The organism is Pseudomonas khorasanensis (assembly GCF_014268505.2).
Lineage (GTDB): Bacteria > Pseudomonadota > Gammaproteobacteria > Pseudomonadales > Pseudomonadaceae > Aquipseudomonas > Aquipseudomonas khorasanensis.
Genome location: NZ_JABWQP020000006.1, coordinates 98,622 through 122,306, shown reverse-complemented (window position 1 = coordinate 122,306; position 23,685 = coordinate 98,622). Strand labels below are relative to the sequence as shown.

Annotated in this window: 23 protein-coding genes and 2 pseudogenes; 18 read left to right on the top strand and 7 right to left on the bottom strand. The window is 53.7% G+C overall.

All coding sequences use genetic code 11. The annotated features are described in order from the left end of the window. Nucleotides 1–100: 100 nt before the first annotated feature. Nucleotides 101–895 (top strand): DNA adenine methylase, encoded by a 795-nt coding sequence (locus tag HU727_RS15415; protein WP_186533103.1) that lies wholly within the window; start codon nt 101–103, stop codon nt 893–895. Nucleotides 896–1,178: 283 nt separating this feature from the next. Beyond that, nucleotides 1,179–1,451 carry a hypothetical protein gene (locus HU727_RS15410; protein ID WP_186533102.1) on the top strand — a complete coding sequence of 91 codons (273 nt, stop codon included), beginning with the start codon at nt 1,179–1,181 and terminating at the stop codon, nt 1,449–1,451. Nucleotides 1,452–1,629: 178 nt separating this feature from the next. On the opposite strand, the gene HU727_RS15405 is transcribed toward HU727_RS15410, so the two are convergent. After that, on the bottom strand, nt 1,630–2,319 hold the full coding sequence (locus tag HU727_RS15405; protein WP_186533101.1) for an SOS response-associated peptidase family protein: 690 nt from the start codon (nt 2,317–2,319) through the stop codon (nt 1,630–1,632). Between the two features lie 95 nt (nt 2,320–2,414). Between HU727_RS15405 and HU727_RS15400 the strand changes: the two genes are divergently transcribed. The 8 genes and pseudogenes from HU727_RS15400 (at nt 2,415) to chrA (ending at nt 11,585) form a co-directional block, all read left to right on the top strand. After that, a complete protein-coding gene (locus HU727_RS15400; protein ID WP_186533100.1) occupies nt 2,415–2,840 on the top strand; it encodes a LexA family protein in 426 nt (141 codons plus the stop codon). Next, nucleotides 2,833–3,153, top strand: a pseudogene (locus HU727_RS15395) (Y-family DNA polymerase); the annotation flags it as partial. The gene HU727_RS15400 and the pseudogene HU727_RS15395, both read left to right, overlap by 8 nt. A 58-nt stretch (nt 3,154–3,211) precedes the next feature. Next, nucleotides 3,212–4,525: a site-specific integrase gene (locus HU727_RS15390; RefSeq protein WP_186533098.1), complete on the top strand. Its 1,314-nt coding sequence runs from the start codon at nt 3,212–3,214 to the stop codon at nt 4,523–4,525. Next, nucleotides 4,518–6,254, top strand: coding sequence for a site-specific integrase (locus tag HU727_RS15385; protein ID WP_186533097.1), 1,737 nt, complete (start codon nt 4,518–4,520; stop codon nt 6,252–6,254). Before HU727_RS15390 ends, HU727_RS15385 begins: the two co-directional genes overlap by 8 nt. Further along, on the top strand, nt 6,251–8,272 hold the full coding sequence (locus HU727_RS25745) for a hypothetical protein (protein ID WP_225919848.1): 2,022 nt from the start codon (nt 6,251–6,253) through the stop codon (nt 8,270–8,272). The genes HU727_RS15385 and HU727_RS25745 overlap by 4 nt, the downstream gene beginning before the upstream one ends. Further along, nucleotides 8,262–8,708: a hypothetical protein gene (locus tag HU727_RS15375; protein ID WP_169866952.1), complete on the top strand. Its 447-nt coding sequence runs from the start codon at nt 8,262–8,264 to the stop codon at nt 8,706–8,708. The genes HU727_RS25745 and HU727_RS15375 overlap by 11 nt, the downstream gene beginning before the upstream one ends. Before the next feature lie 581 nt (nt 8,709–9,289). Then, the gene (locus HU727_RS15370) at nt 9,290–10,234 is read left to right on the top strand and encodes a chromate resistance protein ChrB domain-containing protein (protein WP_186533096.1); all 945 of its coding nucleotides are present in this window, start codon (nt 9,290–9,292) and stop codon (nt 10,232–10,234) included. Beyond that, entirely contained in the window at nt 10,227–11,585 is a 1,359-nt protein-coding gene (gene chrA, locus HU727_RS15365; protein ID WP_186533095.1) for a chromate efflux transporter, read from the top strand. The genes HU727_RS15370 and chrA overlap by 8 nt, the downstream gene beginning before the upstream one ends. A 104-nt stretch (nt 11,586–11,689) precedes the next feature. Here chrA and HU727_RS15360 read toward each other — a convergent pair whose 3' ends face one another. Next, the gene (locus HU727_RS15360) at nt 11,690–11,842 is read right to left on the bottom strand and encodes a YHYH domain-containing protein (protein ID WP_225919847.1); all 153 of its coding nucleotides are present in this window, start codon (nt 11,840–11,842) and stop codon (nt 11,690–11,692) included. Between the two features lie 253 nt (nt 11,843–12,095). Here HU727_RS15360 and HU727_RS15355 point away from each other — a divergent pair, with 253 nt between their 5' ends. After that, nucleotides 12,096–13,406: an MFS transporter gene (locus HU727_RS15355; RefSeq protein ID WP_186533093.1), complete on the top strand. Its 1,311-nt coding sequence runs from the start codon at nt 12,096–12,098 to the stop codon at nt 13,404–13,406. A 40-nt stretch (nt 13,407–13,446) separates the two neighbouring features. On the opposite strand, the gene HU727_RS15350 is transcribed toward HU727_RS15355, so the two are convergent. From HU727_RS15350 to HU727_RS15335, 4 genes are read right to left on the bottom strand one after another with little or no spacing between them, the layout of a single operon-like run. Then, complete coding sequence (locus HU727_RS15350) at nt 13,447–14,187, bottom strand: TraX family protein (RefSeq protein WP_186533092.1); 741 nt, start codon at nt 14,185–14,187, stop codon at nt 13,447–13,449. Next, nucleotides 14,184–14,621: a YqaA family protein gene (locus HU727_RS15345; protein WP_186533091.1), complete on the bottom strand. Its 438-nt coding sequence runs from the start codon at nt 14,619–14,621 to the stop codon at nt 14,184–14,186. Before HU727_RS15345 ends, HU727_RS15350 begins: the two co-directional genes overlap by 4 nt. A 12-nt stretch (nt 14,622–14,633) precedes the next feature. Beyond that, the gene (locus HU727_RS15340) at nt 14,634–15,770 is read right to left on the bottom strand and encodes a nickel/cobalt efflux protein RcnA (protein WP_186533090.1); all 1,137 of its coding nucleotides are present in this window, start codon (nt 15,768–15,770) and stop codon (nt 14,634–14,636) included. 7 nt (nt 15,771–15,777) lie between these two features. After that, nucleotides 15,778–16,071 carry a metal-sensing transcriptional repressor gene (locus HU727_RS15335; RefSeq protein WP_186533089.1) on the bottom strand — a complete coding sequence of 98 codons (294 nt, stop codon included), beginning with the start codon at nt 16,069–16,071 and terminating at the stop codon, nt 15,778–15,780. A gap of 513 nt (nt 16,072–16,584) precedes the next feature. On the opposite strand from HU727_RS15335, the gene HU727_RS15330 reads away from it, so the two are divergent. The 5 genes and pseudogenes from HU727_RS15330 to HU727_RS15315 all read left to right on the top strand — a co-directional run bounded on the left by HU727_RS15330 (nt 16,585) and on the right by HU727_RS15315 (nt 19,696). Beyond that, the gene (locus HU727_RS15330) at nt 16,585–17,322 is read left to right on the top strand and encodes a HupE/UreJ family protein (protein ID WP_186533088.1); all 738 of its coding nucleotides are present in this window, start codon (nt 16,585–16,587) and stop codon (nt 17,320–17,322) included. Nucleotides 17,323–17,334: 12 nt separating this feature from the next. Beyond that, nucleotides 17,335–17,970, top strand: coding sequence for a transmembrane anchor protein (locus HU727_RS15325; protein WP_186533087.1), 636 nt, complete (start codon nt 17,335–17,337; stop codon nt 17,968–17,970). A 94-nt stretch (nt 17,971–18,064) separates the two neighbouring features. Then, nucleotides 18,065–18,193 (top strand): hypothetical protein, encoded by a 129-nt coding sequence (locus tag HU727_RS25870; protein ID WP_256556348.1) that lies wholly within the window; start codon nt 18,065–18,067, stop codon nt 18,191–18,193. A gap of 291 nt (nt 18,194–18,484) precedes the next feature. Then, nucleotides 18,485–18,568: pseudogene (locus tag HU727_RS25970) on the top strand (DUF4113 domain-containing protein); the annotation flags it as partial. A 144-nt stretch (nt 18,569–18,712) separates the two neighbouring features. Then, nucleotides 18,713–19,696, top strand: a complete 984-nt coding sequence (locus HU727_RS15315) for a DUF4113 domain-containing protein (RefSeq protein ID WP_225919846.1) — start codon at nt 18,713–18,715, stop codon at nt 19,694–19,696. A gap of 89 nt (nt 19,697–19,785) precedes the next feature. Here the strand turns inward: HU727_RS15315 and HU727_RS15310 are convergent, their stop codons facing one another. Then, the gene (locus HU727_RS15310) at nt 19,786–20,646 is read right to left on the bottom strand and encodes a hypothetical protein (protein ID WP_186533086.1); all 861 of its coding nucleotides are present in this window, start codon (nt 20,644–20,646) and stop codon (nt 19,786–19,788) included. 371 nt (nt 20,647–21,017) lie between these two features. Here HU727_RS15310 and HU727_RS15305 point away from each other — a divergent pair, with 371 nt between their 5' ends. Together HU727_RS15305 and HU727_RS15300 are read left to right on the top strand one after the other, a co-directional pair. Beyond that, a complete protein-coding gene (locus tag HU727_RS15305; protein WP_217847132.1) occupies nt 21,018–21,812 on the top strand; it encodes a hypothetical protein in 795 nt (264 codons plus the stop codon). 1,045 nt (nt 21,813–22,857) lie between these two features. Further along, the gene (locus tag HU727_RS15300; protein ID WP_186533084.1) at nt 22,858–23,601 is read left to right on the top strand and encodes a LexA family transcriptional regulator; all 744 of its coding nucleotides are present in this window, start codon (nt 22,858–22,860) and stop codon (nt 23,599–23,601) included. Nucleotides 23,602–23,685: the final 84 nt, after the last annotated feature.

The following is a 23,685-nucleotide window of genomic DNA, read 5'->3' as shown; positions in this document are numbered from 1 at the left end:
TGCAGACTGTCCCTGCAAGTCCAGCCAAGGCTCTTGCTCCGTGCACAAAGCGCGGCGAGCCTAGCACCTGTTTATCCATACAGTAAAGGTCTTGCTTTCAATGTCTACACCCATCATCCCTTGGATGGGCGGCAAACGCCGCCTGGCCGATCGCCTCATTCCGCTTTTTCCGCCACATGAATGCTACGTCGAAGTCTTTGCCGGCGGTGCCGCGCTCTACTTCATGAAGCCCCAACCATCGCCGGTCGAAGTCCTGAACGACATCAACGGCGACCTGGTCACGCTTTACCGCGTCGTGCAGAACCACCTCGAAGAATTTGTGCGCCAATTTAAATGGGCGCTCAGCTCACGGCAGGTGTTCGAATGGCAGAAAATGACACGCCCGGAAACCCTCACCGACATCCAGCGCGCCGCTCGATTCTTCTACCTGCAGCATCATGCCTTCGCTGGCAAGGTCTCCGGTCAGACGTTCGGCACAGCGACCACCGCACCGGCCATCAACCTACTGCGGATCGAGGAAAACCTCTCGGCCGCTTGGCAGCGCCTGTCCGGTACCTACGTCGAAAATCTTCCCTGGCTTGAATGCGCTGAACGTTACGACCGCGCCCATACTTTCCATTACATGGATCCGCCTTACTGGCAGACCGCCGGCTATGGCGTTGACTTTCCGTTCGAAAACTACGAGCGAATGGCCGACTTCATGCGCCGCTGCAAAGGCAAGGTAATGGTCAGCATCAACGACCATCCGGACATCCGCCGCGTGTTCGAGGGCTTTCACTTCGAGACACTGGACATTCGCTACACCACGACCAACCAGCGACAGGGGAAGGCTGAAGTCAGTGGCGAGCTGGTAATCATGAACTGGGAGCCCGCTGATCTAGGTGGCCTTTTCTGAGTTCACGGCGAGGTTTGTCTGAAAACAAGAAAATCACGATCGCAGAATCTCCCATATTCTTCGCAGAGTTATAAGAAGGTTAGACATCGCAATTACCAAGGCAAGCCATTTCATTGTGAAGGTCCTGTGAATTTATGATGGACTCTAGTCTGTTGTGGTTGGCCCTCGTCATTGGACGTGAGCGTGATCGGATCAGAGGAGTTCCTCTTTTCGATGTGTGAGCTAAGTTTTGTGATTTTTGGCGCACGTATGTCTAAGGTAATGGGCTGTTGGTCTTTAGGTTATGGGTGGTGATGAACTTTCGTCAATACCTTTGTGCAATATTTTATCGGTGGCTTCTCCTTTCCAAGAGTTGCGCAACTTACACAACTGGTGTCGGTTGCGCCCCTTGCGCAATGCCCGGCTGGCGGGCTTTGGCGGTGTTCTGGTAGGAATGAGATGTACAAAAGTGAAAAATTACAAAAGGGAAAAAGGACAAAAGGACAAAAGGACTTTTGTACCTTCGGCGCTCAAACGTATTTACGTATTTACGTATTTACGTTATGCAGATGCTTAATTGGTCGGATTCGTATCGGAATGGAGAAATGGCGTGTCAGTGAATTAACGAATTAACGAATTAATTTATTAACGAAATAACGAAATAACGAAATAACGAAATAACGAAATAATGAAACGGCATCGCAGCAGAGTGTTGATGTTATTGAGCGATAGAGCGTAGGTATGGCAAGAAACCTTTAGATGGAATCGCTCATCGGCTTGATTAAATTTTGACCCTGATTGCGAACATTTCCGATGGCAGCTTCTATCCTGAACCACTCAAAAAAATCTGTAACTTCACCCTGGTGCAGCACCATCTCTTCAGCGTGTTCTTTGGGTGTTGCTGGATTGAGCCATTCACGCGCCAGCTCAGACGAAAGCGCTACTGGCCGCCGATCATGGATATCCACCATACCGCCGGCACTGTCGGCGGTGATGATCACGAAGCCGTCGTGCTCGCTGGGTTCTCGCCCAACGCTTGGATATTGCCCAATTGCAGCGCACAGAATTGGCGCCCGGTCCCGGTGGCGAATCAAGTACGGCTGCTTTTTAGGCCCTCCTTCATCTACCCACTCGAACCAGTTATTGATCGCGACGATAGCTCGATGCGGCCAGATGGCACGAAAGAATGGGCCGTGCGCGACTTTCTCTACCCGAGCATTGATTGGGGCTGCACGATCTTTCGCCCAATGAGGCCGCCAACCCCAGCGCACCATGTTCGCATGCAGAAACCCTTCCTCCTGGTGAAAGAGCGCAAGCTGAGTGGTGGGAGCTGCGTTGTAGCGTTCGAGCGGCAAATCCCCGATGTGGTTGACGAGCGCGTTGGGCATGTTCAATGCGGCAACGAAGTCATGAATGCCGCTGTATTGCGAGAGTCGCCCGCACATTTCCTGCCCGCCTATCTGATATTTCCTACAAAAATTGACCGCAAGCCATCCAGAAAGTTAACTGTATATTCGTACAGTTCTGGAAGTCGTGCGTCATGAGTTACTCAATTCTGGGTCCCATCAGTCAGGGCGGCTTGAAGGTGCCGCTGTGTCTCTTCCGAGTCCCGGCCGGCTTTCCTTCGCCGGCAGCGGATCACATCGAAGCGCAGATATCGTTGGATGAGGTGCTGAACATTCGCGCGCCACACGTCTATCTGGTGTCGCTCACCGGTGAAAGCATGCAGGGTGCCGGGATCTACGAAGGGGACCTAGCCATTGTCGATCGATCAATCGAGCCAGCTCACGGCCACATCGTCATTGCGTTGTTGAATAACGAACCCGTGTGCAAGCGTCTGTGCCTTCGCGGTAGCGACGTAATACTGATGTCGGAAAACCCCAAGTATCCGCCACGGTATGTCCTTGAGGGTGATGAACTGGCAATTTGGGGTGTGATCACCAGCAGCGTGCGCAGCCATGTCTAGGGCGCTGCCGGTATTCGGCCTGATCGATTGCAACAGCTTCTACGCCAGTTGCGAACGCGTGTTTCGTCCTGACCTGGCGAAGGTGCCTATCGTGGTGCTGTCGAACAACGACGGCTGCGTCATCGCGCGGAGCTACGATGCCAAGCCCTACGTGAAAATGGGCGAGCCGTACTTCCAGATCAAGCACAAGCTCAAGCAGCATGGCATCGTCCCGTTCTCCTCGAACTATGCGCTATACGGCGACATGAGTGAGCGTGTCATGACGCTGATCGAATCGATGGTGCCGGCCGTTGAGGTCTACAGCATCGATAAGAATAAGTTGCATACCGTGGACGTCCAAAGTTAGATGGCGTCCCCATGGACATTGACGCTTGTTCTTACAGAGATTTCCCTTGCCTACCGTCGAACACATTCACTTCAGTCCGCATGACCTTTCTGTCAAAGACCGCCTGATTACCTACTCGCTGAATAGCTCCCGTGTAGTGATCGAAGGACTACCACAAATATTCTGGGAAGACGGATTGCCCTGGAGAGAAGCCAATCTATGGGCTATGGAGAGAGTCACCAACGGTGAGGCACTCCTTAAGACCGTTTCTAGCAACCTGAACGGGCTTTTGAACTACGCGAAGTTTTTGGAGAGTCGCGGGCTTCAGTGGTTCGAGTTTCCGTCTCGAAAGGCTGATCGATGTCTTGTTCAGTACCGTGGGGCGCTTATCAAGGCTCGTGATGCTGGTCATATCAGTCCTGCCACGGCTTCCGAGTACATGCGTAACTGCATCAGTTTCTACAGGTGGATTAGGAGGCGTGGCCTTCTAAACCCGCTATTGCCGCTGTGGAAAGACAAGCGCTATTTCATCAAATACTTTGACCAGGTCGGCTTCGAGCGAACGCTAGCTGGCACCACCACCGATCTGGGTATTCCAAACCGAAAACGCATTGGGGTCACTTTGGAAGGTGGGCTACTTCCAGTGTCTGCGGTTGATCGCGACGCCATTCTTGATTTCGCAAAACAGAGCGCCTCACCCGAGCTTTACTTGATGTTGGCTCTAGGTTTCTTTACGGGTATGCGGCTGGGAACGATCTGTGACCTTCGCATCGACACGTTGGAGCGTGCCCTACATGATCCGTCTGCTAAAGGTCTGCTTCTGATATCCGTAGGGCCAGGTGCGTCCCCGCCCGTGCATACCAAATTTGCGGTAACTGGCCAGGTATGGATTCCCGAAGCTTTGTGTTCAGAAGTCTTGGTGTACGCCAAGGGTCTTCGCAGGTTGACTCGCGAGGCATCTGCTGCTGGCGAGCATCAAGATTTAGTGTTCTTGACACGTTTCGGAAACCCTTTCGGACGTCGCAACAGTGATCAGTCTTCGGCCATAAACGTTGAGATGTCATCGCTTAGAAAATTAGGCATCGCGTCGGGCATCAAAGCGCTCAGGAAGTTTCGCTTCCACCAATCCCGATGCACCTTTGGAACTGAGTTAGCTAGGCTCGCTTTAGCAAATTGCACTGATGTGGCGATAGTGATTGCGACTGTCAGCAACGCATTGCTTCACGGTCGAAATTCGGAGGCTACCACCTTCAAATACATCAAATTTGTGCAAGCCGCACCCGCCAAACAGGCCATTGCGAACAGCTTCATGACTGCGTTTACAGGGATTGCGTCGATGCAGGGAGCAAGCAATGAATAATCTGACGTTTTCAGACCTAACGTTTCCAATGCTTGAGTACGCGAAAAATGAGACGCCCTGGGATCTGGCCCCACTTTTATACAGCGGTGGTGCTAAGGCAAAAGTGAAGACTGTACGCAGTGAAATCAGATCAGGTGCTTTGGGTGATCCTTTGCTGGAGCGGGTAGAGCTTGTGAAGGGGCTCCATGACTGTTTGACCGACGACCTTGTCGGCGGGGGGAGCCGCTTTTCGGCAAATAACAAGATTGGTGCGTTGAGGAAGTTTTTTCAGTGGGTGGATCAGTGCGAGCGTCCGTTGCGCATTGATACGGTCGCGGAAGCATACTTGGGGTGGGCTGAGCATCTTCTACAGCGTCACCGCGTGGAAGGATATCTAACCGCCGGATCGTTATACGACACGGCAAGTTTAACCGCGACAATGCTCGACCGAGTTCTGGGTCGAAGCTCGACGCTTCTCTACAGCACCCGAATTCGCAAACCAAGAGGCAACGGAAGGGCAGGTAATGGGAGCACTGGTAAGCAAAGCTTAGAAGAGAGCTTTTCATTCGGGCAGTTCATTGCCGACGTCTGTATGGCCCTTACCTATGAAGCCGTGACGGGGCCACTTCCCATCCAAGTGGAATTGCGGTCGGGTTCGACGCTACCTCTCTGGTGCGGCCTGCGCGATACAGAGAAGGAAGCGTCACGACGGATTCGACCTCAAACCAAATTCCAGATTGCGGACATCCTTCGAAACCGCGAACTTCGGAATTCTGACGTTTCAATCGAGACTCGATACCCGGCAGTGAATCTGCGAATCGAAGCCGAGCTGCTTATGTTCATCGCACAAACCGGCATGAATTTGTCGCAGGCGCATCAGCTTCGGATCGACCAATACCATTACACGAGTCATTTTGATGGTTACCAAGTGAGGTCTTACAAAAATCGGCGTCAGGGTGAAGTGCTGTTTGACGTTTTCTCAAGCTACAAGCAGTGGTTCGAACGCTACATTGAGTGGCGTAATACGTGGTTTCCAGACGATCTAGAGGGGCTTCTTTTCCCTCTCGTCCGCCTTGGGGGACGTCTCGTTTTAGAAGCTCCTCAGTTCACGGCTATTGCGCGCGTCTGCACCGATTCCGGTGTTCGATTCGTTCGACCTCGTAAGCTTCGGGGTGCGCGTATTAATTGGCTGTTACGTGAGTCGCAACGCCCCGAACTGGTGGCGGAAATCGCACAGCACACCGCTGAAACTTTGATTCGTGTGTACGCCGAGCCCAATCCGCAAATTGCGATGATTGAAATCACTCGATTTCACCGGCAAGCAGATCCCGTCGTTTGCTCACCTGCTCCAGGTACTTGTGTGGCGCCGATACCAGAATCGGTCGTGGATGCTCCGACTAATGCTCCTGATCCCGATTGTATCAACGCTGCGGGTTGCCTTTTCTGCGTCAATCATCGGGATATTGAAAGCGAGGATCACGTCTGGTCTCTGAGTAGTTTGCGAGTGCTCAAGAGCTTGGAGCTAGTTAGATATCGCCCAGCGTGCACGGATAGATCTGACGAGGCTGACCATCCAGCGATGCTTGCGGTCGAGCGTCTGAGTGCGAAGTTACGGTTCTTTCAAGAGAGTAGTGAGGTACGTCGGCTTTGGGTGGAAGAGGCATTCGCACGCATAGCTGAGGAGGACTATCACCCAGCGTGGAACGGATTTATTCGGCTTGCGGAAGTTACAGCGGGGGCCTCCCTATGAATATGCTCACGACGTTAGGGCTTTCTATCGAGTCGCCTCTCGCCGTTCCTGGGGCATCGAATTACCGTCCAGAGAGCTGGCCTCCTGCACCTGATTGGCCGGTCGTAATTGATGCACAGGGCAAAGTAATAAGCCGTTGGGGCGATCCAATTTGGAGGCTTGATCCATGGGCCAAGAAGGCACTGACACTGAATTTTGGTGATGGGCCAGTTAAAAAATCAGCGGCGCCAATTAGCTCAAAGAACGCAAATTTACTTCGAATCATCACTGGCTGGTGGCTATACGGGCCGTACGGTGCTCGTGGCTACAGATCCCTTAAAACGCGGTTCGATCAGATGCGGCGGCTGTTTGTTCTTTGCGAGGAGGCAGGAATACTTGCCAGCGAATTACGCCACTTTCCACGCGTATGCGAACGGATCCCTGCCTTTCTTCATACCTCAAGAAAAACCGAGTTTCTGACGTTAATGCATGAGCTTTACGCGTCCAGGGATGCTGTAGGGTTTACGTTGCTGGACTCAGGCTCCCTAACCCGTCTGGCCGCGCTTTTTCCAACTCACCACACAGCTCAAACACCGTACATCCCTCCACGTATTTGGCGCTATCAAGTTACTAGGCTGCGAGAGTGCCTTGATGACTTCCTATCCCATCGAGAACAGGTTGAAGCTTGTTACCGGTTCTGCTTCGCGGCTTACGAACATAACCAGAGGGTTTCGGAGAGAACGGCGTGCGTAAATGCCCCGCCTTTTTGCGGCTATAACATGCAGTTGTCAGGCACTAAAACGGGGCTTCGTTTTCTCGGCGCGTTTGCGGATACCGCGAAACGCTTCGGCGTCTTTGAGCTACTTGAACGGTGGGTGGGTCGAGGTAGCGACTTGCAAGTAACAGCGCTGACTAGCTATCTGAAACTGGTCACCGGCGCTGGGTTAGCTTACATCCTAAACTTCAGTTTCATGCGGGTTGAGGAAGCATGGAATCTTCGAGCCGGGTGCCTTGACGTCGAGCACGACAAGAGCTTCGGCGACATTTTTTTGTTGCGGGGGCAGACGACAAAAACGCTGTCTGATAGCGACGCCCTGTGGGTCACATCCCCATCTGTGGCGGTCGCCGTGAAGGCGATGGAGGTCATTTCTCTTTTTCGCTCACTACACGCACCTCATGAAGCTGCGAGAGTTCTCGCCGGGCGCTATCTGACCGATTTTTCTTACGAGCCCTGGAGCTCATTGCGCAATAAAGGTAATCACTCACGGAGACCGAGCATTTCGCCATATTCCCAGCTTGTAGGGCAATACGGGAAGCTCTTTGACTTAGAACGTTTGCGTATCACGACTGAGGATTTGAAATTGGCTCGGCTAGCTACCCCTACACTGCCGGAGGAGTATCAAGTAGGCGCTGTCTGGCCGTTGGCCTGGCATCAGTTGCGTAGAACTGGGGCAGTGAACATGCAAGCTTCCGGACTCGTAAGTGATGCTTCGCTTCAGTACCAGCTCAAGCACGTCACTCGAGCGATGAGCCTGTACTACGGTCAAAATCACTCGCGGTTGCGTCTGGAGGAGAAGGCTCGCACCCTGTACGTTCGCACAATGTACGAGACGCTTGGAAGAGAGTTGCAGCAGCTTACGAGTGAGCGTTTTGTCAGTCCCCATGGAGACAAACGAAAGGCTGAAATCGTTCGGCTGATTTCGCCAGAGGATGCGAAGAAGATGATTGGTTTGGCAAAGAAAGGCGCAGCCGCCTGTCGCCCGATCATTCTTGGCGTTTGTTCGAGTCGCGAGCCTTGTCCGTACGGCGGAATTGACAACATTGCCCATTGCGGCGGCGGTGATTCAGTGGATGCAAAACCTTGCCCTGATGTGCTGTATGACTCAGAACGATTGGACGCGGTAGATGATCTTGAACATGTACTCAAAGAGCGGCTTGTTAATGCTCAGGATGGTAGTCCGCTAATGGAATCGTTGATGGCTCAACAGCGAAGCGTAGAGAGCTTCCGTCGTGTCGTGGGGAGCGCAAATGGACGTTGAACTCCCTGCTCGCCGCAGCGCGGCTGATCAATATCGTGATGCTTTTGAGCGCCTGAAACTCAATAGGCCACAGCTTCTACCGAAGGGGACACCGGTCACTCAGAACAACGTGGCCAAAGAGGCCGGGAGCGATCCGTCGGCGCTTAAGAAAACTCGTTTTCCCAGTCTCATCGCAGAGATAAAAACCTACGTGGAACAACATGCGGAGGAGCGACCTCCTTCGTTGAACAAGGTAAATCTTCTCGCACGCCAGAAAACCCGCGCCCTGCGTGATCGGATTGAGCAGGTTGCCCGGCAGCGCGACCAACTCGCAAGTTTATTGAGCGAAGCGGATGCGAAAATCATTGAACTGTATGACCGTATCGCTGAGCTTGAGAGGCAGTTGCCTGCGTCAAATATAATTTCTATGGATCCGCGCGGGCCGAGAAAGCTTTGAGATCACAGCGCGCGTGCAGCTAGTCGCCTGGGTATAGGGGCTGGTCTATTCCGACCACTCTGCTGCTCAACCTTGATGCGGCGAGCCGGAAAGAGATGAGCGTTCTGCTAGATTGAGGGATCCCAGCTGGCAGCTCCGGGCTAGATGCTTCCTGCCTCCTGGCTGCGATACGGCGATGGAAACAGGCAGCTATCGGCCGATTCTGTTGAAAACAGTCGGCCATGGTTTGCACATCAGAACAATACGCGTCCGAGGTTGAAATCTTTACTTTTGGCAGAGGCTTCCGGACTCGAGTTTCACGTAGCAGCGTTACAAAAAAGGCGTTTTCACCAGTCAATGACCAAGCAGTTTGGGCAGACCGACTGTTTTCAACAGAATCGGCCAAAACCGGACGCTCATCACGAACGTCTGAAGCTCGAAAGCCTGATTGACTGGCCAACACGCACAGCACCTATTAACCCTGCCTTCGCAACCCTTTCTCCAGTTGGTCTCGCCAAAACCCTAGCGCTATAGGGTGGCTTTTCAAACGCCAAGATCAAGAGTAATGTAATACTGACTACATATTAAATAGCTATCTCTACATGAAAAATTGGCTAGCTCTGATTCTTGGCTTACCCACCGCTAATGCCACCGAACGCATGCGGGCTTGGCGCGCTTTGAAAGCTTCAGGTGCGGCGGTATTGCGCGATGGGGCCTATCTGTTGCCTGACACCGGTTTCTGTCGTGAAGTGCTGGCGTCTATCGAGCGGGACATCCTTGCCATCAATGGCACCGCTTACACTCTGCCCGTTGTCGATCCTGACGGTGAGCGCTTTGTCGAGTTGTTCGACCGTAGCGATGACTACGGCAAGCTTGGTGCGGAGATCGAAGAGTGCCGTGGGCAGCTCAATCCTGAAAACGCATTGGCCACCACCAAGCAAATTCGCAAGCTGCGCAAAACCTACGATCAACTGATCAGCATCGATTACTTCCCAGGCAAGCCTAAGCAACAACTGGATTCGGCGTTGCAGGAGCTAGAAACGGCGGTCAGCAGGGCCCTGTCTGCCGATGAGCCCCATAGCCGCGACCAACCAATAACGGCACTCAACCTTGGTGATTATCAGGGGCGTGTCTGGGCAACCCGTAAACGCCCTTGGGTAGACCGTCTGGCATGTGCTTGGCTTATTCGCCGTTTCATTGACCCCAATGCGCAGATTCTCTGGTTAGACAAGCCGCAGGACTGTCCAGTCGGTGCCTTGGGTTTTGATTTCGATGACGCGACCTTCAGCCATGTCGGCAACCGCGTGACGTTCGAAACATTGCAAGCCAGTTTCGAGTTTGAAGAACCCGGCCTAAACCGTATCGCCGCATTGGTGCACTACCTTGATGTCGGCGGTATTCAGCCGGTGGAGGCTGCCGGCATCGAACGTGTACTGGCAGGGCTGCGAGAAACCATTACCGACGACGACCAACTGCTGGCTGCCGCGAGTGCCATCTTCGACGGCCTGCTCGCCGGGTTTGTGAAAGAGGAGCAGCCCAATGAGTAAAGTTATGGCACCAGAGGTTGAAGCGGATCCGTTGAGGCCTGAACAGATTAGTCTGCGTGAGGCGTTCTGGTTCTGGTTGAAGCTCGGGTTCATTAGCTTCGGCGGGCCAGCGGGCCAGATCTCGATCATGCACCAGGAGTTGGTGGAGCGGCGACGCTGGATTTCAGAACGCAGATTTCTGCATGCCCTCAATTACTGCATGTTGTTGCCAGGGCCCGAGGCTCAGCAACTGGCGACTTACATTGGTTGGTTGATGCATCGAACGTGGGGAGGCGTGATCGCCGGCGCGCTGTTTGTGCTGCCCTCACTATTCATCCTGATCGCGCTGTCGTGGATGTACATCGCGTTCGGCGAAGTACCCGTGGTAGCCGGACTCTTCTACGGCATCAAGCCCGCCGTGACGGCCATCGTGGTGCAGGCTGCCCATAGAATCGGCTCTCGGGCACTGAAGAATAATTGGCTGTGGTCGATAGCAGCGGCTTCATTTGCCGCGATCTTTGCATTCAATGTTCCGTTCCCGCTGATCGTCTTAGGGGCAGCATTGATTGGCTATTTCGGCGGGCGCCTAGCACCTGAGAAGTTCAGAGCCGGTGGCCATAGCGCCGCCAAAAAATCCTTCGGCCCGGCCTTAATCGATGACGATACGCCGTGCCCTGAACATGCTCGGTTCAACTGGTTGAAATTGGCCTCACTCGCACTGATTGGTGCCGTTCTATGGGCTTTGCCGATGGGTGTTTTGACCGCGCTCTTTGGGTGGGAAGGAACCCTGACCCAGATGAGCTGGTTCTTTACCAAAGCTGCATTGCTGACCTTCGGCGGGGCTTATGCCGTACTGCCGTATGTCTATCAAGGCGCAGTCGGTCACTATGGCTGGCTAACCCCGACACAGATGATCGACGGCCTTGCGCTGGGGGAAACCACGCCAGGGCCGCTGATCATGGTGGTGGCTTTCGTCGGCTTCGTCGGGGCCTATGTCTCGCAAGTGTTCGGGGCTGATCAGGTGTTTCTGGCCGGAGCTGTCGCAGCTGCCCTGGTGACCTGGTTCACCTTTTTACCCTCGTTCCTGTTCATCCTTGCGGGTGGCCCTCTGGTTGAGTCGACCCACAACGAACTCAAGTTCACTGCACCGCTTACCGCCATCACCGCCGCCGTAGTTGGGGTGATCCTCAATCTGGCGTGCTTCTTCGGGTATCACGTGCTTTGGCCGAAAGGCTTTAGCGGCAACCTAGACTGGCCCTCTGCATTGATCGCCATCGCAGCGGCAATAGCTTTGTTCCGCTTCAAGCGCGGCGTCATTCAGGTACTGATGGCCTGTGCGCTCGCTGGTCTGGCAGTACATCTGTTGCGCTAGCTATCACGAGCGGATTGAACAGCGTCCGTCAGACACCCAGGCCCCGTCAGATCTGAAGTGACCAGCTCACACCAAAGCCCAGCCTGACGCTGGGCTTTTGCCATTTAATGGCAGTGGTAGTCGTTGGTTTTATGGTTGCGATGGCAACCTTTTGAATCAGTACCGCCGCTGTGCGCTAAGGCAGCAACGGACGTAATCGAAAGTAAAGCGGCGATCAAAATGGCGGACAGTTTCATCAGGGCTTGCTCCTTGCTCATATTTTATATCCGTGAGAGGTCTCACGCCCGGCAGCGTATGGCTAAGTGCCTTCACTGAGCAAGCTACTTCTCCGGAGACTCGATCAAAGGTCGAATGCTTATTTCTTGAGCTATTTCTGGCTCTGGTTTAGGATGAATTCATATCCCCCTAGGGGGGATACAAAATCATCTGAAAACGAGAAACTCGTAGTTCTTTTATCTTCGGGAAATCTCAGTAACAAGATAGGCGCACGCGTTTTTTTTGAGATTTCTCATGCTGAAAATCCTAGCCAACCGAACCTATCGCCATCTTTTCCTGGCTCAAGTGATTGCACTCGTAGGGACTGGCCTTGCCACCGTCGCGCTCGGTTTACTGGCGTTCGATCTAGCAGGCGCCCAAGCAGGTGCCGTTCTCGGCACGGCGTTGGCGATCAAAATGACGGCCTACATTGGCGTTGCGCCCATTGCAGCGGCTTTTGCAGAGCGCCTGCCTCGCCGAGCCATGCTGGTCTCTCTGGATCTGGTGCGGGCCGTGGTCGCGCTGGCTCTCCCGTTTGTGACCGAGGTTTGGCAAATCTACGTGCTGATTTTCGTCCTTCAGTCCGCATCGGCAGCGTTCACTCCAACGTTCCAAGCGACCATTCCAGACATCCTGCCGGATGAAGACGATTACACCCGTGCCTTGTCGCTATCGCGTCTGGCTTACGATCTCGAAAGTGTCGCGAGCCCTATGCTCGCTGCCGCGCTCCTGACGGTGATCAGCTTCCACAACCTTTTTGCCGGCACGGTCATCGGCTTCCTCGCTTCTGCCGCCCTAGTCGCCACGGTGTTGTTGCCAAAGGCTAAGCAAGTACCACGACGCAGCATCTATGAACGAACTACCCGTGGCATGCGCATATTCCTAGCGACGCCCCGCCTGCGAGGGCTGCTGGCTCTCAACCTGACGGTAGCGGCTGCCAGTGCCATGGTCATCGTCAACACCGTGGTGCTGGTTCAGTCGCGCTTCGCTCTGCCGCAAAGCTCTACGGCATTGGCGCTGGCTGCGTTTGGGGGTGGTTCCATGGTCGCAGCCCTGGTCTTGCCTCGGCTGTTGAAAAACATCAAAGACCGAACGGCCATGTTATTTGGCGGAGGAATACTGGTCGCAGGCTTGGCCGTCGGCATCAACCTGACCACCTACAACTTCCTGTTGCCGCTGTGGATGGTGCTCGGGGTGGGCTATTCGCTGGCCCAGACTCCGAGCGGTCGCCTGTTGCGCCGCTCGGCACATGCCGAAGATCGCCCGGCGTTGTTTGCCGCCCAATTTGCGCTGTCCCATGCTTGCTGGTTGATTACTTATCCACTGGCGGGATGGCTGGGAGCCAACATCAGCCTCACGGCGTCGTTTGTTGGCCTTGCAGTGGTGGCAGGCAGTGCATTACTGGTCAGTATCGTGATCTGGCGACCAGTTCATGACCAGGAGTCGATCAAACACACCCATGAGAATCTGCCGGGCGATCACGCGCACATCGACGGCCAGGACGGTGTGGATCACGAACATCCATACGTGATCGATGATCAGCATCGCCGATGGCCCAACAGATGATCGTGAGCTCCTAAGACTTGCTAAAGCTGGTGACCGGTATTCAGACCAGCAACCGTAGCGCTTGCAAAGCTGCAAGGTGGCCCGGATAAAACCAATATCCCCATTGCCGCACCGGCCAGACATTGAAGGTGAAGGTCTGACGCAGTAGCCAGAGTCCGATCAGCGGCGCCGCGAACGCCGAGCTCAAAGCCACCAATGAATAGACTTCCAAGTCCAGCGCCTTGGTTACGATGCTACTTCGCGTATTGCTCATCAAGCATAGAGCCGCAGGCAGCAGCCAAAGAACACCGGGGCCTTTAATTGCCATTAAGACAGCCGCTGGAACAAGCGCACCGTAGAAGCCGTACATCAGTGGATCATCCAGCACGTAGGCAATTGCGGAGGCCATCAACGCCATAGCACTGCTCAACAGGGTGCGATGTTGCCATCCCCAGGCAATCACCAGTCCCAATGCCAGCGTCACCAACACGTTGAATGATCCCGAAGAACTGATGTGGCGATACGGTACTTCTGAAATGGCAGCGAACACCAGCATCAAGGCAAGGTATCGACCGTTCGCCGCCGTCAGCAACTCACCCTGTTTGGAGCGCGCCACGTTGGCCGCAATAGCGACACAGAACAACGGAAAAGAAAGTCTTCCCGGAATGAACAGGTTGCTCATCTCCGGCCACACCAACCGCAGGTGATCGATAACCATGGTCAACATCGCTAGCCACTTGATCAGATCCAAGCTACTGCTTCGGCTCTTGAGTAGGGAAAGCGGGACAGTAGGTATCGTCATGCCCACCCCAGCGTGACGGCGGTCAGCACGAGATAACGCGCGCCCTTGGCCAGGGTGACAATCAGCAGGAAACTCCAAAGTGGCTCGCGCATAACTCCGGCGACGACTGTCAGCGGGTCGCCAATGATTGGCACCCAGCTCAACAACAGTGACCAGCGCCCGTAGCGCAGATAGGACTGCTGGGCTTTTTCTAACTTGCTCTCGCTCACGGGGAACCAGCGCTTGTGGCGGAATCGCTCAACGGAACGGCCCAGAAGCCAGTTCAGTGCGGAGCCAAGCACGTTGCCAACAGTGGCTACCGCCAATAGCGTAGAAACGACGTACCGGTCGGAGAGCAACATCCCGACCAGCACGGCTTCAGACTGCATTGGCAATAACGTGGCGGCACCGAATGCCGCCACGAACAGACCAATGTAGCTCGTGAGTTCAAACACGAAAGACTTGCCTCACGCGTTCAGGCCGATCCAGCCATGGAAGCCCACGTACAGACCAACACCAATGATCAGCACGCTGGACAGGTACGGCGCTCGACGAGCCACGGTGCCCAGCCAAGGCCAACGGTTGGAGGCCTGCTTAGCACCAATTGCCGCAGCAGCACCGACAGTGACCAAGGTGAGCGCCAATCCGATGCTGAAACACAGGACAAGCATGCCTCCCAGCGCGACTTCTTTAACCTGAAGACATAGCAACAGAACGGTGATGGCAGCCGGACAAGGAATCAGACCACCAGTCAAACCGAACATGACGATTTGGCCCGTGGTGACCTCGCGATTGGTGAAGCGCTTGCGGATATCGTTGGCATGCGCACGTTCATGCGCATCCTGATAGCCATCAATCGACAGTTCCAGACCTTCCAGTTCGGAGCGCGCATGCCCGTGATCATGTTCCTGGTATGCCAGATCGTAATCATGGGAGTGGCCCGCATGGCCCAGACTCAAGCGAGCACTGAACTCGTGTGGTTCCGGAATATCGACCATCGACTCCAGAAAGCCGTCGCGCTCAACGAAAGAGAACGATTGGGTGCTACCGTCCGGACGCGTCGTCATCAGGCGAACATCTGAGGCTGACCAGGCGTGCCCGGTCAGTGTCTTCAGGCGCCAGTGCGGTGGCATGCCTTCTTCGAAAATCGACAGTTCGACACGGCCATGACCAGTATCGATTCGATGGGTCTCATCATGATGACCATGGTCGTGCTCGCCGTGGTGATGATCATCACCTTGCTCGAACTTGAACATCTGCTCACCGCGCCAGGTACGCCAGAGCATCCACAGCGCAATCACGATGATCAGCGCAGATGAGGCAAGCTGGAAATACGGCTCAGTGGTTTGCGCATCCAGGCCTTTGCCCAGGTACATGCCGCCGATGGCGACCAACCACACCACTGCGGTATGCGACAGCGTCGCGGCCAAGCCCAAGAAAACAGCCTGTTTGACCGAGCCACGGATGGCCACGATGAAGGCCGCCATCATGGTTTTGGAATGTCCCGGCTCCAGGCCATGCAAGGCGCCGAGCAGGATCGCGCTCGGGAAATACAGCCATGCGTGAGCCCCGCCTTGTTGCAGCAGTTCAGCGAAATTGGGCATGTCAGACCTAGAGGTACTTGGTGATTTGCTTGAAAGCTTCCAGTGGTGCGCGCTCCCCATTGCCGAGCGCCGAGACGGTGTCTTCCAAGCAGTGATCAATGTGATCCTGGATGAGCGTACGTTTGGCTTGGCACACCGCCTTTTCGACAGCATGCAGCTGCTGAGCGATGTCCACGCACTGACGCCCCTCTTCGATCATGGTGATGATGCCGCGTAAATGGCCATCCGCCCTTTTGAGACGCTTGATGATCGCTTCGTGACTTTGGTGGGTGTGGGGATGGTTGTGTTCGTGCTCACTCATGACTTGAGCCTCAGGCCTCAATGAATTACGCTGGCATCATATCCCCCCCATGGGGATGCGGTCAAACGTATCAAATCCCTACAAAACGAGTTGAATCCCGAACGCTATGTTCAGCAAAACACTGACATCGACGGTGGTAGTCACGCTTGTTCTCGCCATGTTTGTGGCCTGGGCCGGGCATACCTATTCGTTATCAGTGACGTCGAAACAGCCAGCCTGGGAGATCGCACAAGATGCCCATCACTCCCACGGCGAAGAGGCTTCATCCAGCTACTCAAGTCTTTCAGATCACTATCACTCGCCATTGACCCCTGATCACCAGCACGAAACACCGCAACTCACAGCCGCGTTGATGCTGGCGACATCCCCGATGCTATCCATCCGGGTCGATGCGCTTCGACACTCTGTTCCCCTGCCGCCGATATTCTTGATCGAGCGTCCACCCCGTCCTTCGTTCGCATCTTGACCTTGGCCGCACTGCGGCCTTCGATCTCTGCAACGTAGGATTGATCTATGCATTCGTACTCGATGAGCGGCGTCGGCGCGGTTACTGCGCCTTCGCACCGCCCCGTTTTGCTGTTGTTTTTACTTGTCGCTGCACTTTTCCTCGGAATGCCCGAGGCGATGGCTCACGCTGTTGCGGAAGGCGACAAGGGCTTCATTCAGGAAAGCTCCGGCGTCATGTTGCTGCCCTTCATCTACATGGGCGCCAAGCACATGATGACGGGCTACGACCACCTGCTGTTTTTGTTCGGGGTGATCTTCTTCCTCTACCGCCTGAAGGATGTTGGGCTTTACGTCACGCTATTCGCCGTGGGCCATTCGGTCACGCTGCTGCTCGGCGTGCTGACTGAGGTCAGCATCAGCTCTTACATCATCGACGCCATCATCGGTTTCTCGGTGGTGTACAAAGCGCTCGATAACCTGGGCGCGTTCCAGCGCTGGTTCGGTTTCCAACCCAACACCAAGGTGGCCACGCTGATCTTCGGTTTGCTCCATGGTTTTGGTCTGGCAACGAAGATCCAGGAATACGAAATCTCGCCTGATGGCCTGATTCCGAACCTGATCGCCTTCAACGTAGGCGTTGAGATCGGCCAATTGCTGGCACTTAGCGCGATTCTCATTTTGATGGGGTATTGGCGGCGCACCGGCAGTTTCTGGCGCCATGCCTATACCGCCAACGTCGCCATGATGAGTGCCGGTTTCCTCCTGATGGGTTACCAGATCACCGGCCTGTTTGTCTCCGCGTAAGGAATTCTGACCATGTTCAATACTCCGCTTCCAACTGTTAATGAATTGCCAAGCACTCGCAAACTGGTGCGCTCCACTGTCATTGCCCTGCTGACTGCGGTCGGCCTGCTGGTGACAGTGGTTATGCCTTCGGAATATGCCGTCGATCCAACGGGTGTGGGCCGAGCACTGGGACTGACCCAAATGGGCGAATTGAAGATCATCCTTGCTCAGGAAGCTTTGGCGGATGCCGCGCCACCGCAAGCTCCAGCTCCAGCTCCGCAGGTTGCGCAAGTCCAGCCTATTGCGAAACCTGTTGCTCAGCCGACGCCCACACCCACTTCAGCTTTGAAGACTAATCAAATGAGCGTCACGCTCAAGCCAGGTGAAGGGACGGAAATAAAGCTCGAAGTCTTGAAAGGCAAGTCTGTTAGCTACGAATGGACTGCGGTTGGTGGGCCTGTGAACTTCGATACCCATGGCGAGCCCTACAACGGTGAGAAGGGTTACTTCCATAGCTACAGCAAGGGCAAGCAGGTCAAAAGTGACAAGGGTGAATTTACCGCCATTTTTGATGGCACCCATGGTTGGTTTTGGCGTAATCGCAGCAACAATGACGTGACCATTGCACTTAAAACCAACGGCGATTACTTGAGCGTCAAACAGTAATTCAAAACAGCAATTGCTGTTCTGCTGCCGAAAATCCAGCGTTCAGCCTGACTACAGATCATTTGTTTAAACCTATTTTATGAAGAGTCTTCCCATGAAAACCCCAACTACTCTGATTCGTTCGATGCTTCTGATCTGCTTCCTAGGACTGATGACGGCATGCGGCGGTGGCGAGAAAGGCGCAACCTCCGAGAGCGCCGAGCACGGCCATTCACACGAGTAACACCCCAAAAAAAACAAGGCCGTGATTGCGGCCTTGTTTTTGTTTAGTGAATCGCCCTCAAATTCGCTGTCTCCACCGTCATTGGGTCGATTGCTGCCCGTAATTTACAGCTGCTACGGGGTAAGGATGTCCAGATAGCGCCTCCAGCACAGTGCTCATGCTTTCACCGGCGACCTATTTGTGCCATCACAGCCAGAAGCAAGCGGGCGAGTGATGAATGTTTGGATGAGATAAATGCCAAGTGGGGAAGAGGTACATTGCGGACTGCCAGCACCCCCTGTATGACCTTAATGGGGTATGAGGAGAGAGCTTAAGAGTCCCAGTTATACAACCAGATTGGATGAGCTTCGGACTTTTGAATCGGGCTCATCTTGATCACGCTAGCTTTCATCGCCACAAAATTCGCGTATTTGCCATGGACACCACCTGATGCATTTCCGTGAAAAGTGCGTGTGGTCTATGGACATCGGATACCTAATTCAAACCTGACAAATATTCATCCAAATCGATGTCCATGGGTTGACATCTTTCCTTTACATCGACGAAGCCTTCGTCGACCTTACCGGCATTAATGGCCTAGACGCCCTCGGCCGCAAGATCCGCAGCCAGGTGCTGCGCTGCACGGGCATCCCGGTCGGTGTCGGCATCGCTCACACCAAAACTTTAGCCAAGCTGGCCAACCACACTGCCAAGCGCCTGCAGGCGCAAACCGGTGGCGTCGTGAACATCTGCGACCCAATCAAGCGCGACTGGGTACTGCGTAATACGGACGTAGCGGAGGTGTGGGGAGTAGGCCGGCGCATGAAAATGCATTTGGATGGCATGGGTATCAAAAACGCCATGGATCTGGCCAAGGCCGACCCGTGGACGTTAAGAAAAAACTTCAGCATTGTGATCGAGAAAACTGCTCGGGAGTTGGCTGGCACGCCGTGCCTGGAGCTGGACGAGCCGGATCCGCCAAAGCAGGAGATCTGCTGCAGCCGGATGTTCGGCAAAAGGCTGAAGGAGCTGCCGCCGATCAAGGAGGCCGTGGCAACCTACATGATGCGGGCATCGGAGAAACTCCGGGCACAGAAGTCGCTGTGCAAGAAGATTCGAGTCAGCATACGCACCGGCATGTTCAATCCCGATGAGGCTAAATACGCAAACGGTGTCGTGGTCGATCTACCTTATCCAACGGATGATGTTCGGCTGCTAACGGCGGCAGCCGTCGACGCACTTGATCGCGTGTTCCGTCCTGGCTTCAGTTACAGCAAGGCGGAAGTCCTATTGTTGAGTCTATGCCAGCCGGGTGAATACACGGACGATCTGTTTGCCATTTCACAACCCACTGAGGCGACGAGGGTGATGGCGGTACTGGACAAAATCAATGAGAGATGGGGGAGGGGGACGCTCCGGTCCGCAAGTGTGCCGAGCAATCCAGACTGGGGCATGCGGCGGGAGATGATGAGTCAAAGCTATACGACACGCTTGGATCAACTTTGGACAGTGAGCTGCCGGTGAGTTGTGAGGGCAAAGCCCCACTGCGCTTTGCCGATCACAGCACAACAGCCAACTACTCGATCTTCATCAATATGAACTTGTTATTTGGCTTACAGGCAGTCGTCGATTTCTGCAGCGAGGCTGTCCATGGCGAGTAAGTTACGGGACCTGGTATGACCAGAACCTTGTCGCCTCAAGAGGTTCATAGCGTTATCACGTTTTTCACTTTGCTCCTCTTCGAAAGTAGAAAAGGAAGCTAGGCTTCGAATGATACGTTGTAGATTTTTGAAAGAGGTTTCCGAAAAATTATCCGGCCATATAAGGTTCCGCGTTTCCGAGTCGTGCTTGGTTGTAGTATTTCTACTTAACTTAAGGGATTGTGTTATTTGGTGAAGAGCTAGAATTGCTTCAGTAAGCTTTTTATTATCAGATGCATCATCGTACAAGATTGCCACGAAGTCCCACATATTGTTTTTTAGGTCTGTAAGGAACTTGTTGGGGAAAAGATTAAGGTCGTGATGGCCGTGGGCTCTGAAGCTTACTCTTCGATAGCTGTTTTTTGGGAATATGCTCTTGTAGAGGTAAAGTGGGTCGGTAAATTTGCAATCACAAACCCCTTCTAGCTTTTCAAGGAATTCAGTGAATTCTTCTTTGTGCTTTATGTAGTTATTGAATTTGTTCTGTTTTAAGGTTTCGTCGAGCTGGTTTTGTGAGGCCTTAATTTGTAAGGATGTTTCCTCTGAGCGATGGACTGCTGCAGCAATCGCGCTCAGGGGGATCCCAAGCCCCATAATTGACAGCGGATACTTATACAGATTGAAAAAATTGTTTATACAATCGGATGTGAAACAGATCGAATAATTGGAGTTGAAATAAGCTATCACTGTGAGCAAGCAAGAGCCAATTGCTAAAGGGGTAAACAGCGCTGCTTGGAAAATTCGCGATTCAGATAATTTCTTATGGGTATTCATCCTAATGATGCTGCCTAATGCGAAGGGTGGCTTTAAGCTACTACGAGTTCAAGGGAAACGCTACTAGGAGCAGGAAAGAGAGAGCCACTGCTGGAAATTTAGCTTTATAACGTCAGGTTTATTTGGCCCTTGGATTGGTGGTGTGAACTTGCCTGTACCTTTTGGCTCGCCTGGTGCGGTAGTGCCTGGTGATACTGATGTGGGGTGAAGTGAATGGTGCCTTAGCGAACCTTGACGATAATATCGGTGCCGTGCGATTAGGGGGTGCGGAGGTGGCACCGCAAGCGTCGAGCCGTTGTCAGTCTCCATCCCGTTGGTTGAACAATGATCTGTAGAGATTAGGGGGCAAGATGGTATCTGGTGAAGTGCAGATGCAAGCGGTACCTGACCGCATGCCGAATAAGCAATGTTGGATGCTGTTCAAGGTGGCTAATTTAGATCGACTACATGCGCTGCAGCGTGGTCTGCTTTACATGAACAGCGTCGACTTTTTCGCGAAGCTTGAAGGTGAAGCCGGCGCTGCACTTCGAAGGGACGAGCTTGAGAATGTGTACCTTAAGCTCAGCTCTGGCATGAGGGATGGGGTTGTCAGCGAGCTCGCACTTCAGGTTGAAGGTCACGACGAAATCGTATTGAACCCAGAGACAATCATGACCCTGCATTTGCCTCGACCTGAAACCGTCATGGTGTACTGCCTGGGTTCTGTCTCAGCCGGACATGACGGTCAGATTTGGGGGCTCGAAAATGGAATGCTGCAATTCAGTGAGCGTTTCCGAGAGTTTGGTACCCATGTCCTTCGTATTACGAACCACGTAGAGTTTTCTAGAAGGCTGTCAGAAGCTATTGCAACCCACCCTCACCTCTATAATTCTCCCTTCTTTGAAGGTGGCTACGGCCAGGTCGATTACGTAGATTTCAACGACTACAGCGGCCCGATAGGATTGTTTCGCAAACCGATTGAGTATGCTTGGCAACGAGAATACAGACTATGTCTTGGCGCTGAACCTGAGGCACTAAATGATCGAGGGGCGTTAGAGCTAAATATCGGAGATCTATCAGATATCACTCAGATCACCACCGTAGAGAGTTTCACGTCGAACCCGATAACACTCATTCAAAGGAGCTACAGGATAGTCGACGGTAAGCCTGTGCAAGTTCTTAGTTAGAACTATGATGCAGACCGGTTTCATGTAAATAAAGAGCGTAAATAAGCCACATAAACAATAAAAAAGCGAAGCCAAATCAATGGCTTCGCTTTTAATGTTTAAGGGAAAATTAGGTCATATGGGAGGCCGCTTGAGCCCACTGTACGCCAACGGCGAAGGGAGAAAGCGCCGTTTTTGGTGGGCTAAAGCGGCCTGCAATGGCTCCAGAAGGGGGGCGAATTCCGATACATACCCCGATAATTCAATCGCTCCCCTTTACCCAAAGCTATCAGGCATGTGGAAAAGCAGCTTTCTGCTTGCGACTATGTGGAGTGACTCACCCAGATCAGCAAGGCAAAGGATAGGACAGGAATGGAAAGTGATATGGGAAATAAGAGAAGTCGTAGCTGAGGCGATGTAGCAACAATCCCTAGGCAAGCCGCGAGGTGCTTTAACATTGGTCGGTACCCAAATCAGTAATTGAAGTTGAGTTCCCGGCTGATTCAAAGCTACCCAGAGATCGATCTGGAGAAGATGAAGATCTGCCCAGAATCGCCCTTGTGGGGCTTGGCGGGCTTGCACCTTGGAATGGGTCGATGCTAGTTCCTGAACGTCTGTTCTGCAATAGTGCGGGAAAGTCGGTCGATGGTGAGTGCTCTGCCGCTCAATCAGCGCCCGGCTGTCATGGGGCAAAAATGGGGCAAACCGTACGCCAAACAATGCCACTCAGTGCCAATCATGCATAAATGCATGCGAACCAAATTGGCGTCCTAACCCAGTAAACACGAGGGGCAGAGGCCTAAAAGCTGAATTACTCCAACACAATCGGGGTGTGGGAGGACAGGTCGGAGACGGCTTTATTCATCGGATTGTCAGGCAACTCGTTAAAAGATGTAGGGCAAAAGCGGGGCAACGGCCGGGCTTTTCCGCGATGGGCGCAAGGTTACCATGGGCGCTCTTGCCGACGCAGGCATCGCGTCCGGCGGGTGGTGTTCTCATTGAAAAAAACGGCGTATGCACGATTTATGCAATTCAGCATTTGTATTGAATAAAAACTTCAAGCACTATGCGCGTTATGCAAAAACGCAACGTATCCTCCGTCTTAAGAGCACTGCTCGACCAGCACGGGATCTCCCCCACGGAGCTCCACCGTCGCACAGGCGTGCCTCAATCCACTCTCTCTCGGATCCTCAGCGGGAAGATCGTCGATCCTTCGGATAAACACATCTCGAAGATTGCCGAGTACTTCAACATCAGTACCGATCAGCTACGCGGGCGCGCAGACGTTGCGCCATCGGCTGCTGCCGGGCGTGCTGATGTGCACGCGGAACTCAAGGACATAATGCTGTGGGACGACGACACCCCCGTCGATGATGACGAGGTGTCGGTGCCGTTTCTTCGCGAGGTTGAATTGGCTGCAGGATCAGGAAGATTCGTCATTGAGGAGAGCGAACGCTCCAGCCTGCGCTTCGGCAAGCGTAGCCTGCGCCATAACGGCGTTCAGTTCGACCAGGCCAAGTGCGTGACGGTGCGCGGCAACAGCATGTTGCCGGTGCTGCGCGATGGTGCCACCGTCGGTGTGAATGCTGGCAAATGCGGCATAGGCGACATCATTGATGGCGACCTTTATGCAATCAACCACAATGGCCAATTACGCGTGAAGCAACTTTATCGCCTTCCCACCGGCATCCGCCTGCGAAGCTTCAACCGCGACGAACACCCGGACGAGGACTACAGCTTCCAGGAAATCCAGGAAGAGCAGATCGTCATTCTCGGCCACGTTTTCTGGTGGGGCATGTACGCCCGCTGACCCCCTTCGATCGAACCGAAACCTGCCGCCAGGCAGGTTTTTTTTCGCCTGCAGAAATCCATCCAGCCCTTGTCCTGCGCGGCT

Coding starts and splice junctions, on each gene's coding strand:
- HU727_RS15385 (WP_186533097.1), top strand. CDS start 4,518: ATGAATAATCTGACGTTTTCAGACCTAACGTTTCCAATGCTTGAGTAC.
- HU727_RS15400 (WP_186533100.1), top strand. CDS start 2,415: ATGAGTTACTCAATTCTGGGTCCCATCAGTCAGGGCGGCTTGAAGGTG.
- HU727_RS15375 (WP_169866952.1), top strand. CDS start 8,262: ATGGACGTTGAACTCCCTGCTCGCCGCAGCGCGGCTGATCAATATCGT.
- HU727_RS15415 (WP_186533103.1), top strand. CDS start 101: ATGTCTACACCCATCATCCCTTGGATGGGCGGCAAACGCCGCCTGGCC.
- HU727_RS25870 (WP_256556348.1), top strand. CDS start 18,065: ATGAAAACCCCAACTACTCTGATTCGTTCGATGCTTCTGATCTGCTTC.
- chrA (WP_186533095.1), top strand. CDS start 10,227: ATGAGTAAAGTTATGGCACCAGAGGTTGAAGCGGATCCGTTGAGGCCT.
- HU727_RS15340 (WP_186533090.1), bottom strand. CDS start 15,770: ATGCCCAATTTCGCTGAACTGCTGCAACAAGGCGGGGCTCACGCATGG.
- HU727_RS15325 (WP_186533087.1), top strand. CDS start 17,335: ATGTTCAATACTCCGCTTCCAACTGTTAATGAATTGCCAAGCACTCGC.
- HU727_RS15330 (WP_186533088.1), top strand. CDS start 16,585: ATGCATTCGTACTCGATGAGCGGCGTCGGCGCGGTTACTGCGCCTTCG.
- HU727_RS15300 (WP_186533084.1), top strand. CDS start 22,858: ATGCGCGTTATGCAAAAACGCAACGTATCCTCCGTCTTAAGAGCACTG.
- HU727_RS15360 (WP_225919847.1), bottom strand. CDS start 11,842: ATGAGCAAGGAGCAAGCCCTGATGAAACTGTCCGCCATTTTGATCGCC.
- HU727_RS15405 (WP_186533101.1), bottom strand. CDS start 2,319: ATGTGCGGGCGACTCTCGCAATACAGCGGCATTCATGACTTCGTTGCC.
- HU727_RS15355 (WP_186533093.1), top strand. CDS start 12,096: ATGCTGAAAATCCTAGCCAACCGAACCTATCGCCATCTTTTCCTGGCT.
- HU727_RS15370 (WP_186533096.1), top strand. CDS start 9,290: ATGAAAAATTGGCTAGCTCTGATTCTTGGCTTACCCACCGCTAATGCC.
- HU727_RS15335 (WP_186533089.1), bottom strand. CDS start 16,071: ATGAGTGAGCACGAACACAACCATCCCCACACCCACCAAAGTCACGAA.
- HU727_RS15350 (WP_186533092.1), bottom strand. CDS start 14,187: ATGACGATACCTACTGTCCCGCTTTCCCTACTCAAGAGCCGAAGCAGT.
- HU727_RS25745 (WP_225919848.1), top strand. CDS start 6,251: ATGAATATGCTCACGACGTTAGGGCTTTCTATCGAGTCGCCTCTCGCC.
- HU727_RS15310 (WP_186533086.1), bottom strand. CDS start 20,646: ATGAATACCCATAAGAAATTATCTGAATCGCGAATTTTCCAAGCAGCG.
- HU727_RS15410 (WP_186533102.1), top strand. CDS start 1,179: ATGGGTGGTGATGAACTTTCGTCAATACCTTTGTGCAATATTTTATCG.
- HU727_RS15305 (WP_217847132.1), top strand. CDS start 21,018: ATGCAAGCGGTACCTGACCGCATGCCGAATAAGCAATGTTGGATGCTG.